Source organism: Streptomyces sp. SYP-A7185, from assembly GCF_046103685.1.
In the GTDB taxonomy this organism is placed as follows: domain Bacteria; phylum Actinomycetota; class Actinomycetes; order Streptomycetales; family Streptomycetaceae; genus Streptomyces.
In genome coordinates, this window is the sequence record NZ_CP122310.1 from 1,434,228 (window position 1) to 1,447,663 (window position 13,436).

The 13,436-nt window shown below is 71.6% G+C and carries 13 protein-coding genes; 7 read left to right on the forward strand and 6 right to left on the reverse strand.

Features of this window, described 5'->3' with window-relative positions:
- Window positions 1-273 precede the first annotated feature (273 nt).
- The 5 genes from QBL25_RS06075 (at window position 274) to QBL25_RS06095 (ending at window position 4,883) form a co-directional block, all read left to right on the forward strand.
- A complete protein-coding gene (locus QBL25_RS06075) occupies window positions 274-2,136 on the forward strand; it encodes an ATP-binding protein (protein WP_409055951.1) in 1,863 nt (620 codons plus the stop codon).
- Window positions 2,137-2,250: 114 nt separating this feature from the next.
- The gene (locus QBL25_RS06080; protein WP_409055952.1) at window positions 2,251-2,670 is read left to right on the forward strand and encodes a roadblock/LC7 domain-containing protein; all 420 of its coding nucleotides are present in this window, start codon (window positions 2,251-2,253) and stop codon (window positions 2,668-2,670) included.
- The gene (locus QBL25_RS06085) at window positions 2,667-3,029 is read left to right on the forward strand and encodes a DUF742 domain-containing protein (RefSeq protein ID WP_409055953.1); all 363 of its coding nucleotides are present in this window, start codon (window positions 2,667-2,669) and stop codon (window positions 3,027-3,029) included. The genes QBL25_RS06080 and QBL25_RS06085 overlap by 4 nt, the downstream gene beginning before the upstream one ends.
- Window positions 3,010-3,624, forward strand: a complete 615-nt coding sequence (locus QBL25_RS06090) for a GTP-binding protein (RefSeq protein ID WP_409055954.1) — start codon at window positions 3,010-3,012, stop codon at window positions 3,622-3,624. Before QBL25_RS06085 ends, QBL25_RS06090 begins: the two co-directional genes overlap by 20 nt.
- Window positions 3,621-4,883, forward strand: coding sequence for a cytochrome P450 (locus QBL25_RS06095; RefSeq protein ID WP_409055955.1), 1,263 nt, complete (start codon window positions 3,621-3,623; stop codon window positions 4,881-4,883). Before QBL25_RS06090 ends, QBL25_RS06095 begins: the two co-directional genes overlap by 4 nt.
- A gap of 42 nt (window positions 4,884-4,925) precedes the next feature.
- On the opposite strand, the gene QBL25_RS06100 is transcribed toward QBL25_RS06095, so the two are convergent.
- Both QBL25_RS06100 and QBL25_RS06105 read right to left on the reverse strand, forming a co-directional pair.
- Window positions 4,926-6,152 (reverse strand): cytochrome P450, encoded by a 1,227-nt coding sequence (locus QBL25_RS06100; RefSeq protein ID WP_409055956.1) that lies wholly within the window; start codon window positions 6,150-6,152, stop codon window positions 4,926-4,928.
- A gap of 178 nt (window positions 6,153-6,330) precedes the next feature.
- The gene (locus tag QBL25_RS06105; protein ID WP_409055957.1) at window positions 6,331-7,068 is read right to left on the reverse strand and encodes a chitinase; all 738 of its coding nucleotides are present in this window, start codon (window positions 7,066-7,068) and stop codon (window positions 6,331-6,333) included.
- Between the two features lie 659 nt (window positions 7,069-7,727).
- Here QBL25_RS06105 and QBL25_RS06110 point away from each other — a divergent pair.
- Together QBL25_RS06110 and QBL25_RS06115 are read left to right on the forward strand one after the other, a co-directional pair.
- Window positions 7,728-9,197, forward strand: coding sequence for a UDP-N-acetylmuramoyl-L-alanyl-D-glutamate--2,6-diaminopimelate ligase (locus tag QBL25_RS06110; RefSeq protein WP_409055958.1), 1,470 nt, complete (start codon window positions 7,728-7,730; stop codon window positions 9,195-9,197).
- 165 nt (window positions 9,198-9,362) lie between these two features.
- Entirely contained in the window at window positions 9,363-10,928 is a 1,566-nt protein-coding gene (locus QBL25_RS06115) for a purine-cytosine permease family protein (protein WP_409055959.1), read from the forward strand.
- A 54-nt stretch (window positions 10,929-10,982) separates the two neighbouring features.
- On the opposite strand, the gene QBL25_RS06120 is transcribed toward QBL25_RS06115, so the two are convergent.
- The 4 genes from QBL25_RS06120 to QBL25_RS06135 all read right to left on the reverse strand — a co-directional run bounded on the left by QBL25_RS06120 (window position 10,983) and on the right by QBL25_RS06135 (window position 13,201).
- The gene (locus tag QBL25_RS06120) at window positions 10,983-11,486 is read right to left on the reverse strand and encodes an SRPBCC family protein (RefSeq protein WP_409055960.1); all 504 of its coding nucleotides are present in this window, start codon (window positions 11,484-11,486) and stop codon (window positions 10,983-10,985) included.
- Window positions 11,487-11,583: 97 nt separating this feature from the next.
- On the reverse strand, window positions 11,584-11,931 hold the full coding sequence (locus QBL25_RS06125; protein WP_409055961.1) for an Asp23/Gls24 family envelope stress response protein: 348 nt from the start codon (window positions 11,929-11,931) through the stop codon (window positions 11,584-11,586).
- A complete protein-coding gene (locus QBL25_RS06130) occupies window positions 11,928-12,623 on the reverse strand; it encodes a hypothetical protein (protein ID WP_409055962.1) in 696 nt (231 codons plus the stop codon). The genes QBL25_RS06125 and QBL25_RS06130 overlap by 4 nt, the downstream gene beginning before the upstream one ends.
- Window positions 12,614-13,201, reverse strand: coding sequence for an RNA polymerase sigma factor (locus QBL25_RS06135; RefSeq protein WP_409055963.1), 588 nt, complete (start codon window positions 13,199-13,201; stop codon window positions 12,614-12,616). The genes QBL25_RS06130 and QBL25_RS06135 overlap by 10 nt, the downstream gene beginning before the upstream one ends.
- Window positions 13,202-13,436 lie beyond the last annotated feature (235 nt).

Sequence of the window (13,436 nt, forward strand, 5' to 3'; positions counted from 1 at the left end):
CCGGCGCGTCGGCGACTTCGGACACGTGCGCCGATGAGGAGGCCGAACTCTACTATCACGACGTCATGTTCGAAGGGCCGGATCACGACGAAAACCCCTTCGGGGAGGTCGGTTGAGACTCCGTGTCCTACGCGCGGCGCGAGATGGCTAGCATGGCGCCATGTGTGGCCCGGAAGATCGCCGTCCTCTTTGACGTTCTCGCCGGGCCCGCGACCGATGCGCGCATCGGTCGGCTCGTTGCTCACCTGCGATCAAGGACCGAGGGACCGCTGAATGCCCGTGCCTGCTCCTCCCAGCCCGCACCGAATAGCGAAGGCGCGCAGGCCCGCGTCGGCCCTGCCCGTGGTCGTGCTGGTGGTGACCGCCGCGGCCGGTGCCGTCGCGGGCCTCATGGCTCCGGCCGACGCCCGGGTCTGGACGGTCGGCTCGCTCCTGGCCGGCTGGCTGTGTCTGGCGATCGCCCTGGTGACGCACTCCGTCGTCGCCGGACGGGCCCGCGCGGCCGCCGCGGCCGACCGCGGCGAGGCGAGCTCGCTCAAGGCGCAGCTCGCGCGCCAGGGCGCCGAGTCCGCGCACCTGGTGAACGTCACGCTGCCGACCGTGGTCAAACGGTTGCGTGACGGGGCGAGCGCGAGTGAGACCCTGGCCCAGACGGCCCCGCCGTCGGACCCGCAACTGCGTCAGGTCGTCCAGGTGTTCGCCACCGTGGTCGAGGAGACCGTGCGTCACGCCTCCGAGATCGCGGCGCGGCGCGACCAGGCCCAGGGCCAACTCGCCGAGGCCGCCGAAGAGTTGGACCAGCTGACGAAGGTCACGCTGCCCACCGCGATCGAGCGGCTGCGCGAGGGCTCCTCCGCGGACACGGTCCTGGCCGGTCTCGACTGGCCGCGCAACCCGCTGCTGCGGGTGCCCGCCGAGTCGTTCGTCCGCGAGTTGGCCTACAGCGAGCGGCGCGCCGCGGCCGCCCAGGCGGCCTCCGCCAAGGCACTGAGCCGCGTCCAGGCCAAGTCCGTGAGCATGCTCGCGGACCTGCGCGACATGCAGGAGCGGCACGGCGTCGAGGTCTTCGGCGACCTGCTGCGCCTGGACCACGGCACCTCCCAGCTGGGTCTCATGACCGACCGTCTCGCCCTCCTGATGGGCGGCCGCTCCAGCCGGGCGTGGAACAAGCCGATCGTCATGGAGAGCATCCTGCGCGGCGCGGTGGGCCGGATCTCCGCGTATCAGCGGGTGCGGCTGCACTGCTCGTCGACCGTGGCGATCGCCGGGTTCGCGGCGGAGGGCGTCATGCACGTCCTCGCCGAACTGATGGACAACGCGGCGAACTTCTCCCCGCCCATCGACGAGGTGCACGTCTACGTCGAGGAGCGCAGCGCCGGGATCGTCGTGACGATCGAGGACAGCGGTCTGAAGATGGCCGACGCGGCGATGCGCCGCGCGGAGGAATCGGTCTCCGGCCACGTCACGGACCTGGCCTCGCTGCAGGGCACCCGCCTGGGTCTCGCGGTGGTCGGGCGCCTCTCCGCCAAGTACGGCATGAGCGTCAACTTCCGTCCGTCCTCGCGCGGCGGCACGGGCGTCGTGGTGCTCCTGCCCCCGCAGCTCCTGGCCCAGCAGCGCGATCCCGCGCCCCAGCAGATCGCCCCGCGCGGGGTCGAGCAGGGCTCCGCGCAGGCCCCGACCCCGACCCCGACGGCGCCCGCGCCTGCTCCCGCGCCCGCCGAGATCCCCGCGGCTCCGGAGCACCATGCGGCTCCGGAGCACCATGCGGCCCCGGCGTACCCCGCGGCCCCGCAGGCGCCCATCGCGCCCGTTCCCGCCCAGCAGGACGGCGCGCAGGCACCGCCCCGCCCCCAGCACGCCCGCCCCGCCGCCGCCACGACGAACGGTCTGCCCGTGCGCGCCCCCGGCCGCACCATGGCCGAGGCGGAGCGCGAGCGCGAGCAGCGCAGGGCGGCCTCCGACGCCGCCGCGGGGAGCGGCGCGCTCTCCGGCGACGCGGGGCTGCCGCCGCGTGACGCCGGTTCGCGTTTCGGTGCCTTCCACCGCGGGCGACGGGCGGCGGGCGACGTGCCCGGCTCCGCCGCGGCACCCGAGTCCCCCGCCGGTTCGGGGCCGCCGCCGCCCGCCGAGTAGACCGAAGCCACCCGCACGGCGCCCGGGCTCTGGCGCCCCCTTCCCCGCTCGAAATCGTGAGATTGGAGGGACGGGCAGGTGACCGGACGACCCGCGCATCTCGCCCCGCCTACCATGCAGACCACTGACAACAGCCTGACCTGGCTCCTGCAGAGCCTCCTGAAGCGCACCCCCGGTACGCGGCACGCCCTGGTCCTCTCCCGGGACGGCCTGAAGCTGTGCTGGAGCGAGCATCTGACGCTCGACCAGGCTGACCAGCTGGCCGCGATCTGCTCCGGCATCCAGGCGCTGGCCCAGGGCGCTTCCATGGAGTTCGGCGACGGGACCGGTGGCGTCCGGCACTCCATGACCGAGTTCCACGGCGGGCTGCTCTTCATCGTCGAGGCCGGTCTCGGGGCGCACCTCGCGGTCGTGGCCGAGGAGAACGCCGATCCCGGGGTGGTGGGCCATCAGATGACGGAAATGGTCGAGCAGATCGGGGAGCACCTGCGCGCCGAACCGCGCGCCCAGACCGAAGGCAGCGGCTCCTCGTGACGCCGCGCAGGCCCGTGGACATCGGTGACCCGGACCGCCTCTACACGGTCACCGGTGGCCGCAGCCGCGCCGACGACGATTCGTTCGACCTGGTCACTCTGGTGGTGAGCGAGTGCGAGCCCACTGCCGGGATGCAGTCGGAGCACGTACGCATCCTTGAGCTGGGCCGGCATCCGACGGCCGTGGTGGAGATCGCCGCGGAGATGAAGCTGCCGATCACGGTGGTGCGGATCCTGCTCGGTGACCTGCTCGCGATGGGCCGGATCACCGCCCGCCACCCCCGCGCGGCCGGCTCGGCCGCCACGATCCCCGATTCCGCCCTTCTCAAGGAGGTGCTCCATGGGCTCCGCAACATCTGAGCTGCCCTCCCGCATGCCGCTGTCCGACACCGCCGAGACCGGTGTGAAGATCGTCGTCGTGGGCGGCTTCGGCGTCGGCAAGACCACGCTCGTCCGGTCGGTCAGCGAGATCCGTCCGCTGAACACCGAGGAGGTGATGACGCAGGCCGGCATAGGCGTCGACGAGACGTCCGACGTGGCCGCCAAGACCACGACGACGGTGGCGTTCGACTTCGGCCGGATCAGCCTCAACGAACGCGTGGTGCTGTATCTGTTCGGCGCTCCCGGCCAGGAGCGCTTCTGGTTCCTGTGGGACCGGCTCTTCTCCGGCACGCTCGGCGCGGTCGTCCTGGTCGACACGCGGCGGATGGACGAGTCCTGGTACGCCATCGACCGCCTCGAACACCACAAGACGCCGTTCGTGGTGGCCGTCAACCGGTTCGACGACGACACCTCCACCCACTCGCTCGACGAGATCCGCCAGGCCCTCGCGCTGCCCGACCATGTGCCGCTGATCGACTGCGACGCACGGGTGAGGTCGTCGGGCAAGGACGTCCTGATCACCCTCGTGGACCACCTCTACTCACTGGCCATGGCCCAGGAGATGACACCGTGACCGAGCCCTCCTTCGAGCAGAGCCCACCGCCAGGGTGCCCGGCCCACGCGGGTACGGGCGCGGTGCGCCTGGGCGGTCTGGAGTACCAGCAGACGCCTTCGCAGCTCTACCGCAGCCTGCGCCGGGAGCACGGGGCGGTCGCGCCGGTGCTCCTCGACGGTGACGTGCCCGCGTGGCTGGTCCTCGGCTACTCCGAGCTGAGCTATGTGACCGGCCACGACGAGCTGTTCGCCCGCGACTCGCGCCGCTGGAACCAGTGGGAGAACATTCCCGCCGACTGGCCGCTGATGCCGTTCGTCGGCTACCAGCCCTCGGTGCTGTTCACCGAGGGCGCGGAGCACCAGCGGCGGGCCGGGGTGATCACCGAGGCCCTGGAGGGGGTCGACCAGTTCGAACTCGCCCGGGACAGCGGCCGGATCGCCGACCGGCTGATCGCCGGGTTCGCCGGCAGCGGCCAGGCCGAGCTGATGAGCGCGTACGCCCATGCGCTGCCCATGATCGCGGCGGTGCAGATGTGCGGCATGCCGGACGCGAGCACGGACACGCAGCAGCTCGTCGACGACCTGCGGATCTCGCTCGACGCGCATGAGGGCGACGACCCCGTGGCGGCGTACACCCGCGTCGGGGAGCGCATCCAGCGCCTGGTCAAGGAGAAGCGGGAGAAGCCCGGCGCGGACGTCACGTCACGGATGCTGCGGCACCCGGCGGGCCTCACCGACGAGGAGATCGTCCAGGACCTGATCTCCATCATCGCGGCGGCCCAGCAGCCGACGGCCAACTGGATCTGCAACACGCTGCGGTTGATGCTGACCGACGAGCGGTTCGCCCTGAACGTGTCCGGCGGGCGGCTGAGCGTCGGCGAGGCGCTCAACGAGGTGCTGTGGCTCGACACGCCGACCCAGAACTTCATCGGCCGCTGGGCGGTGCGCGACACCCAGCTCGGCGGCCGGCAGATCCGGGCGGGCGACTGCCTGGTGCTGGGTCTCGCGGCGGCCAACACCGACCCGCAGATCTGGCCGGAGTCGCACGTCGGCCCGGAGAACTCCGCCCATCTGTCCTTCAGCCACGGCGAGCACCGCTGCCCCTACCCGGCCCCGCTGCTCGCCGACGTCATCGCGCGGACCGCGGTCGAGACGCTCCTGGAGCGGCTGCCCGACCTCGTCCTCGCGGTGGAGCCGCACGAGCTGACCTGGCGTCCGTCCATCTGGATGCGCGGTTTGGCCTCGCTGCCGGTGCAGTTCACGCCCGTGGCGCACTGAGTGACCGTCGGGGCGCCGCCCGAGGGCGGCGTCCCGAGGGGATCAGGCGGTGGCGGGGGTGAAGACCACCGGCAGCGACTGCGGTCCGCGGGTGAACACTCCCTGCTCGACGGGGTCGAAGCCCACGGCGAGCCGTACGTCGGGCATCGCGTCCAGGAGCTGGTCGACCCCGATCTCCACCTCGGCCTTGGCCAGCAGCGCGCCCACGCAGAAGTGCCGGCCGAGGGCGAAGGACAGGTGGTCGGCGGCGGCGGAGAAGGCCGTCGTGGTGGTGAGGTCGTCCCGGAAGATGTCGAAGCGGTCCGGCTCGCGGTAGCGCTCCTCGTCCCGGTTGGCCGCGCCGATCAGGCAGGTGACGGTGGCCCCGGCGGGGATGGTGCCGCCGGTGACCTCCACGTCGGTCGCCGACTGCCGCATGATCATGTGGACGGGCGGCGTGTACCGCAGGGTCTCGGCGAAGGCGCGGGCGATCAGGGAGCGGTCCTGGCGGACGGCTTCGAGCTGCTCCGGGTGCATCAGGAGGTTGGCGAAGATGCTGGCGATGGCCTTGTCGGTGGTCTCGCCGCCGGCCGCGAGCAGCAGGCTGCAGAAGGCCTTGATGTCCTCGTCGCTCATGCGGACGCCGTCCACCTCGGCGGCGCACAGCGTGGAGAGCAGGTCGTCGCCGAGGTTGTCGCGGCGCTCCCGGATGATCGGGATCATGTAGTCGGCGAACTCCACCCGGGTGCGCTCGCCGGCCGCCGCGACCTCGGCGTCGCCGGAGAGGTTGCCGAGGAAGGCGATGACGGTGGTGTACCAGCCGTGGAAGCGCGCGTGGTCGGACTTGTCCAGACCGAGCATGTCGGCGATCACGTTGACGGGGAAGCGGGTGGCGTAGCCCTCCACCAGGTCCACGCTGCCGGTGTGCCGGAAGGTGTCGATGAGTTCGCGGGAGTTGCGTTCTATGACGGGCAGGAACTTCTCCTGGAGGTCGCTGCCGCGGAAGGCCGGTGCGACGAGGGCACGGCGTACCGAGTGCTCACGGCCGCTGAGCTGGAGGATCGTCTTGCCGTGGACGGGCTCGATCTGCCAGTCGTAGTTGTCGGTGGTGAACTGCGAGGCCTTGTCCTTGAACACGCGCTCGACGTCCGCGTACCGCGAGATGATCCAGCTCTGCGTCGCCTCGTGCCAGAACAGCGGCGCGCTCTCCCGCATGACGCGATAGGCCGGGTACGGGTCCTTGGCGAACTCGGGCGAGAGGATGTCAGGGACCTGCTGCGCGGTGGACATGTGGCTCCTCGGTCGGAAACAGGCAACGTCCACCAGGCTATTGATCACTTACGAAGCCAACCAGCCCCTCCCGGCCGACGGTTGAGCGTTGCACTAATGTTGGCCGAAAATCACCCCTCGCTCCACCGGGACGAAACCGGCGGGGCGAGGGGGAACCGGACACTGCCGCCGGGAGGCGTCAGCAGCTGAGCTTGTCGCCCGGGGCGACGTTGAGGATGCCCGTGAAGCGGGTGTAGTTGTTGATCCGGCTCTGCACCTGCTCGGGATTCTTCCCGTCGCATTCCAGGCTGCCGTTGATGCTGCGGATGGTCTCGCCGAAGCCCGCGCCGTTGACCATGGCGTTGTGCGGCGTCATGGTGCCGGGACCGTTCTGCGTGTTCCAGTACCACAGGCCCGTCTTCCACGCGACGGCCGCGTCGTTCTGGACGAGGTCGGGGTTGTGCAGGAGGTCGATGTTCAGGGCGTCGCCCGCCGCCTTGTAGTTGAAGTTCCAGCTGAGCTGGATCGGGCCGCGGCCGTAGTACTTGTCGGTGCCCGCCGGACAGCCGTAGGGCTGGGACGTGTCGCAGTAGTGCGGGTAGTTCGCGGTGTTCTGCTCGACGACGTGGACCAGGCCGCCCGTCTCGTGGCTGACGTTCGCCAGGAAGGCCGCGGCCTCCTGCTTGCGCACGGTGTCGCTGCCGGTGCCGGTGAAGTCGGGGTAGGCGTCGAGCGCCGCCGTGAGGCCGCTGTAGGTGTAGAAGGAGTTCCGGTTCGGGAACATCTGGTTGAACTGGGCCTCGCTGACGATGAATTCCGCCGCGGCCCGCTCCCCCGCCCCCGTCTTCTCGGCGGAGGCGTTGGGGGCGAGGGTCAGAAGGGTGAGCGTGGCGGCGGACGCGGTCGCCGTCAGCGCGGCAAGGACACGAAGACGCATGGGGGATCACTCCTCGGCGGGCCGGCGAGCGTGCGTGGGCACGGCGCCACCCGACACGTGGTGGGGGGAAGGAAGTGGGGGCCGCCTCTTGGCGCACAGGTGGGGTGGGAGGCGCGAAGAGGCGCGACAGGACCCACCAGTGATCACACCGGCGCACCGGGAGCTGCAGCTGCCCGGAATGGCTCCTGCCGTTGGACTAGACCATACTCAGTGACACGTCCACGTCAATAGCCCCTCGCGGAGCCGTGGTTGACGCACGACGGCGGGAAGATCACCGGGCGCGTCCCGCCGCGTCGCCGGCACACGTCCTGGCATCGCGTCGGCACACACCCTTCGTGCAGGTCCTCGGCGCCCGCCCTCGGCGCCCGTCCTCCGCGTACGTGCGCGGACGTACACTGAAGCGGTGTCGGGCAGGCCCCTGCTCCGCCCGGCCATCTGTGATCAGCCCTCCACGACCCGGATCCGGTGTTCAGCGACCGGTCGTGCGGCGCACAGGTAGCGTTCCTCGGCCGTCTTGGCCCTTCGGCCCGCACGCAGATATCCCCCTGTGGGGCCCCGCTCGCCTGACGCGTATCACCGCGGACTCCGGTATGCCGCCGCCCTCGCCCTCCGGGCCGGGCGCACGCGGTGTGCCGTGAGCCGCCTTCGAGGGGACTGTTGTGAAGCTCAGCGCACTGCTCGACGGGCACGACCACCATGTACTGCACGGCGACCCGGACGTTCCGGTCACCGCCGCACCGACCTTCGACGCCGGACAGGTGACGTCCGGATCGCTGTACGTCGCCGTACCCGGCCATGAGGAGGGCGGGCCCGGAGGCATCGGCCGCGCACTGGAACGGGGAGCCGTCGCCCTCATCGTCGAGGAGGGCGCGGTGCCGGCCGAGGTCGGCGGGCAGGCCTGCGTGGTGCGGGTGGCCGACGCACGGGCGGCCGCCTCGCTCGTCGCCTCCCGGTACTACGGCGAGCCCGGCCGCGCGATGGACGTCGTGGCGGTCACGGGGACGAACGGCAAGACGTCCGTCTCATACATGATCGAGTCGGTGCTCAGGCTGGCCGAGGGCGCCACGGTGGGCGTGATCGGCACCTCGGGCAGCCGGATCGGCACGGAGCCGATCCCGATGCCGCGCTCGGTCCTGAGCACCCCCGAATCCCCGGACCTGCACTATCTGCTCGGCCACATGCGCGACCGGGACACGGGCAGCGTCGTCCTGGAGGCCACGTCGATGGGGCTGCTGCAACGGCGCCTCGACCATGTGCCCGTCTCCGTCGGCGTCTTCACCAACCTCACCCAGGACCACCTGGACGACCACGGCACCATGGGGCACTACAAGGACGCCAAACTCCGCCTCTTCGCCGGGCTGTGCGACCGCGCGGTGATCAACGCCGACGACCCGGTCAGCGCCGAGATCACGGCCCTGATGCCGGGGGCCGTGACCACGTACGGACTGGACGCGCCGGCCGACTACCGGGCCAGCGACCTGGTCGTGGACGCGCGCGGCACCCGCTTCACGCTCCACCACGACGGCCGCAAGTACCCCGCGGCCATTCCGATACCGGGCCGCTTCTCGGTCTCCAACGCACTGGCCACCCTCGCCGCGTGCCATCTGCTGGGGCACGAACTGCCCGCCCTCGTCGAGGCCCTGGACCGGATGCCGCCCACGCCGGGCCGCCTGGAGCGCTACACCACGGAGCGCGGCGTCCACGTGATCGTCGACTACGCGCACTCGCCGGACTCGCTGGAGAAGGTGCTCGCCACGATCCGCGGTTTCGCCACCGGGTCGGTGATCACCGTCTTCGGCTGCGGCGGCGACCGCGACGTCACCAAGCGCGCCCAGATGGGCGAGATCGCGGGCCGCCACTCCGACCTGTGCGTCCTCACCTCGGACAACCCCCGCGACGAGGACCCCGAGAGCATCCTGGACCAGATCGTGCCCGGCCTGGCCTCCACCGGCACGCCCTTCCACCGGGTGGCCGACCGCCGCGCCGCGATCGCGCACGCGCTGTCCGCCGCGCGCGGCGGCGACATCGTGCTCGTCGCGGGCAAGGGCAGCGAACCGCACCAGATCGTCGGCGACCGGCTCATCCCCTTCGACGACATGACGGTGGTCCGCGAACTCGCCACCCCGTAAAGCCCACCGCTCGCGCGGGTGACTGTGCGATTCATCCATCGCCTCGTCGCGCACAGTGCGAATCGGGCACTGGTGCGGTGGGGCGCACGGCGTCTACGGTCCCTGGAATTCCGTCACCGTCACGGCATCGCGCCCCTCGTGGTGCCGTCGTCCAGGGAGCCGCCTGTGCCCAACGTGCCCTCTGCGTCCGTCACCGAGGTCGAGACGCACGGAGTCGAACGCATCCCGGACGCGGACCGCACGGCCGGCCCGCTCGATCTGTTCCGGCTGTCGTTCGGCGGCGCCAACACCTTCGCCACCTGCGTGCTGGGAGCGTTCCCGATCCTGTTCGGGCTCTCCTTCTGGCAGGGGCTCGCGGCGATGCTCGTCGGGCTGCTCGTCGGTTCGCTGCTGCTGGCCCCGATGGCGGTGTTCGGGCCGCGCAACGGCACGAACAACGCCGTGTCGTCGTCGGCGCATCTGGGCGTGCACGGCAGGATCGTCGGATCCTTCCTCTCCCTGCTCACCGCCGTCGCGTTCTTCTCGCTGTCGGTGTGGAGCTCGGGCGACGCGCTCATCGGCGGGGCCCACCGGCTGCTCGGGGTGCCGGAGAGCGACGTGGCCCACGGCTGCGCGTACGCGGTCTTCGCCGCTCTCGTCCTCGCCGTGTGCGTCTACGGCTTCCGCTTCATGCTGCTCGTCAACAAGATCGCGGTGGTGGCGGCGACCCTGCTGTTCGTCCTCGGCCTCGCCGCCTTCGCGGGGGACTTCGACCCCTCGTACGCCGGGATCTTCACCCCGGACGCCGACCGGGCCACCCGCGACCTGTTCTGGCCGTCCTTCATCGGCGCCGCGCTGATCGTGCTGTCCAACCCGGTCTCCTTCGGCGCCTTCCTGGGAGACTGGGCGCGCTACATCCCGGCCGACACCCCGCGCCGCAAGGTGATGGGAGCGGCCTTCCTCTCGCAGATCGCCACGGTGCTGCCGTTCGGCTTCGGCCTCGCCACGGCGGCGATCATCGCCGAGCGGGCACCAAAGTACATGGACCCGGCCGCCCCGAACTTCGTCGGCGGCCTGCTCGCGATCGCGCCCGGCTGGTACTTCCTGCCGGTCTGCCTCATCGCCCTGATCGGCGGCATGTCGACCGGCACCACCGCGCTGTACGGCACCGGCCTGGACTTCTCCTCGGTCTTCCCGCGGCTGAGCCGCGTCCGGGCGACCGTTCTGATCGGCGTCCTGTCCATCACGTTCATCTTCGTGGGCCGCTTCGGCTTCAACCTGGTCCAGGCGATCTCCACCTTCGCCACGATGATCATCACCTGCACCGTGCCGTGGATGATCGTCATGATGCTCGGCTACGTCACCCGGCGCGGCTGGTACGACCCCGAGGCCCTCCAGGTCTTCACGCGCCGCCAGCACGGCGGGCGCTACTGGTTCGCGCGCGGCTGGAACTGGCGCGGCATGTCGGCCTGGTGGACCGGCGCGGTCACCGGCGTGCTGTTCACCAACATCCCCGGGCAGTTCGTCGGGCCGCTCGGCGACCTCGCGAACGGCGCCGACATCAGCCTCCCGCTGGGCGCGGCCGTAGCGGCTGTCGTCCACTTCGCCCTGCTCATGGCGTTCCCCGAGCCGCGCGGGGTGTTCGGGCCCGCGGGGCCGCGCTGGGTGCGCGCGGCCGACACACCGATCGCCCCGGTCACCGGGCCGCGGGGCGGGGCGCCCGACGAGGCCTCCGCGACGGTGAAGGCCTAGCGGGCGGCACGGGGGTCACGGGGGCTGAGGTCACAGGGGCCGCGGGGGCCGCCGTCAGCGTGCCGTTTCGAGCTCCCGCTTGAGGTTCTTCAGCGTCCTTTCGATGTTGCCGACCTGGAAGACCGCGAAGGTCCGCCCGCCCGTGGCCAGGCGGTCGAAGGCGTTGGCCACGAAGGTGGGCCAGGAACGCCGGTCGTCCGTCCAGGTCTCGGTCACCTTGGTGCCGCCGTCGCTGTCCTCGAACCGGTACTCCCAGGTGGCGATGGGCGCCCGCAGCCGGGGCCGCTTCACCCCGATCGCGTGCACGCGGAAGGCGAAGCGCCGCCCCGGCTCGGCCTTGGTGACCGTGCAGCGCGTGGTCCAGCGGAAGGGACCGCGCTTGTTGTGCCCCTCGAAGACGAGGCCGACGCTCGCGGGCACCTCTCCTCCGGGGACGGTCGCCCCGAGGTTCTCGGGGCTCCAGCGCCCCATCAGAGCGGGCTGGCTGACCTGCTCGTACACCGACTGCGGTGACGCCTCGACCAGGATGCTTCGGGACACTGTGAACGTGCGGGTCATGACAACTCCGATCCTCGACCCGCGACCTTACTCACCAGTAGCTTGAATGTCAGCCCCTCGGCCCCGCGAGGAGGGCGGCACGCGAGTGCCGGACGCCTCAGACGAGGCCCGTGACCGTCACCGCGATCCGGGGGGCCGCGGGCTCTTTGGCGACCAGCTCGACGGCCTTCGCCGCGGCCGAGCGCACCTCGCGCGTCACGTCCAGCGCCCGCCGCCCCCGGTGCACGACGACGTACACGTCCACGCTCCAATGGCGGCCGTCCTTCTCCCGCCGCACCCGCACGCCCGCGGAACCGGCCGGGGCACCGGGGAGCACGCGTCCCAGCACGGACGAGGACCGCAGCAGATCCGCCAGCCCCGGCCGCAGGAAGGCCACCCCCGGAGTGGCGAGGACCGCCTCCATGACGGCGTCCGCCAGGACGCGCGCGTCATCTCCACCGCTCATCGCTGCCGCCCTTCCGTGCCGCCCTCGCCACGGCCGCCGTGACCGTCGCCGTCGTCGCCGTCGTCGATGAGGTCACCGATCGTCACGTCGACGACCGCGACCGGCATGCCCAGCTCGTCGTCCACCGCGTCGAGGATCCGCTTGCGGACCCGGTCCGCCACCACCGGCAGATCCACCGTGAGCGGGACCTGCACCTCGACGCGGATCCGGACCGGACCGCGCGCGAGGCGCCCCGCGGGCGCGGGCACCGCCGATTCGTCCAGCGGGCCGATGCGGCAGCTGCCCGCGCGCACGCCCGGCAGCGACTCGGCCGCGGCCCGCACCGTCCTGGCCGCGGCGGCCTCCACGATCCACGCGTCCTCGTCCTCGCCGCCCAGGGGCAGGGTCCGCCCCGGCCGCAGCTCCAGACGCACCACGTCCATGACCCGGCCCGCGAGCGCCGAGGTGTCCTGCTCCCGCTCCCGCGGTGCCTCGTCCCGCGCCTGCGTGACGACTCCCTCCAGGAGCCGCAGGGCGTCCAGCGCCCGCGTGCAGTGCGGGCAGTCGTCGGCGTGGGGGTCGGGCACACCCGACTCCCATCGCTCCCACACGTACGACAACTCGCGCCCGCAGGGCAGCAGTTCGTCCTCGGGCAGCACTCCGTGACCCGCCTCCCGCTCGTCGTCCGGTACGGATTCTCCGTTCACCGCCATGCGGCCATCGCCTCCGTCAGATAGCGCCGCGCCCTGAAGACACGACCGCGGACCGCCTCGGGGCTGATGCCGACCGTCTCGGCGATGACCTCGTAGGGCGCGCCGTCCAGCTCCCGCAGCACCCAGCACACCCGCTGCTCCGGCGAGAGGCCCTCCATCGCCCGCGCCAGATCGGCCACGGCCGCGTGCCCCTCGGCCACCCGAGCGGGTGAGACCTCGTGCTCGGGGGCGGCCGGTTCGGGCAGGCCCTCCAGCGTCACGTCCGGCCGCCGCGAACGCAGGACGTTCAGGCAGCGGTTGGTGACGATGCGGTAGATCCACGTGCCGAACCGCGCGTCGCTGCGGAACTCCGGCAGGCTGCGCCAGGCGCTGACGAAGGACTCCTGCACGGCGTCCTCCGCCTCCGGGCGGCTGCCCAGCAGGCGCGTGGCAAGTCGCAGCGCCATGGGCGCATGGCGGTGCACGAGGGTCTCGAAGGCGTCCTCGTCCCCCTCCGCGGCCCGCACCGCGAGCAGTGCGTCGTCACGTCGCGACGACGTGTCCGCTTCCTCGGTCGTTCCGCCCCGGTCGCCCGGCACACGCGGCTCCTCTCACTTCGGTCGTGCTCGTACGACACACGAAGGACCTTCCGCGTTACGCGGCCAAGGAACGCTACATCCCGTACGAGGAAATTCCCGCGAGGCGCGTAACAGAGGCGGGGTACCCGGGTCGGAGCAGATGAAGAGGCACCAACGGACCGGGCAGGAACCGCAGACGAGGCCTTCGCACGGTCCGGCACGACGTACGGCACGGCCACCGAACGATCCCCGACGA

What these genes read in the sequence shown, in the direction of transcription:
- QBL25_RS06075 (WP_409055951.1), top strand. Translation starts at nt 274, where the DNA reads ATGCCCGTGCCTGCTCCTCCCAGCCCGCACCGAATAGCGAAGGCGCGC.
- QBL25_RS06080 (WP_409055952.1), top strand. Translation starts at nt 2,251, where the DNA reads ATGCAGACCACTGACAACAGCCTGACCTGGCTCCTGCAGAGCCTCCTG.
- QBL25_RS06090 (WP_409055954.1), top strand. Translation starts at nt 3,010, where the DNA reads ATGGGCTCCGCAACATCTGAGCTGCCCTCCCGCATGCCGCTGTCCGAC.
- QBL25_RS06100 (WP_409055956.1), bottom strand. Translation starts at nt 6,152, where the DNA reads ATGTCCACCGCGCAGCAGGTCCCTGACATCCTCTCGCCCGAGTTCGCC.
- QBL25_RS06105 (WP_409055957.1), bottom strand. Translation starts at nt 7,068, where the DNA reads ATGCGTCTTCGTGTCCTTGCCGCGCTGACGGCGACCGCGTCCGCCGCC.
- QBL25_RS06120 (WP_409055960.1), bottom strand. Translation starts at nt 11,486, where the DNA reads ATGACCCGCACGTTCACAGTGTCCCGAAGCATCCTGGTCGAGGCGTCA.
- QBL25_RS06125 (WP_409055961.1), bottom strand. Translation starts at nt 11,931, where the DNA reads ATGAGCGGTGGAGATGACGCGCGCGTCCTGGCGGACGCCGTCATGGAG.
- QBL25_RS06130 (WP_409055962.1), bottom strand. Translation starts at nt 12,623, where the DNA reads ATGGCGGTGAACGGAGAATCCGTACCGGACGACGAGCGGGAGGCGGGT.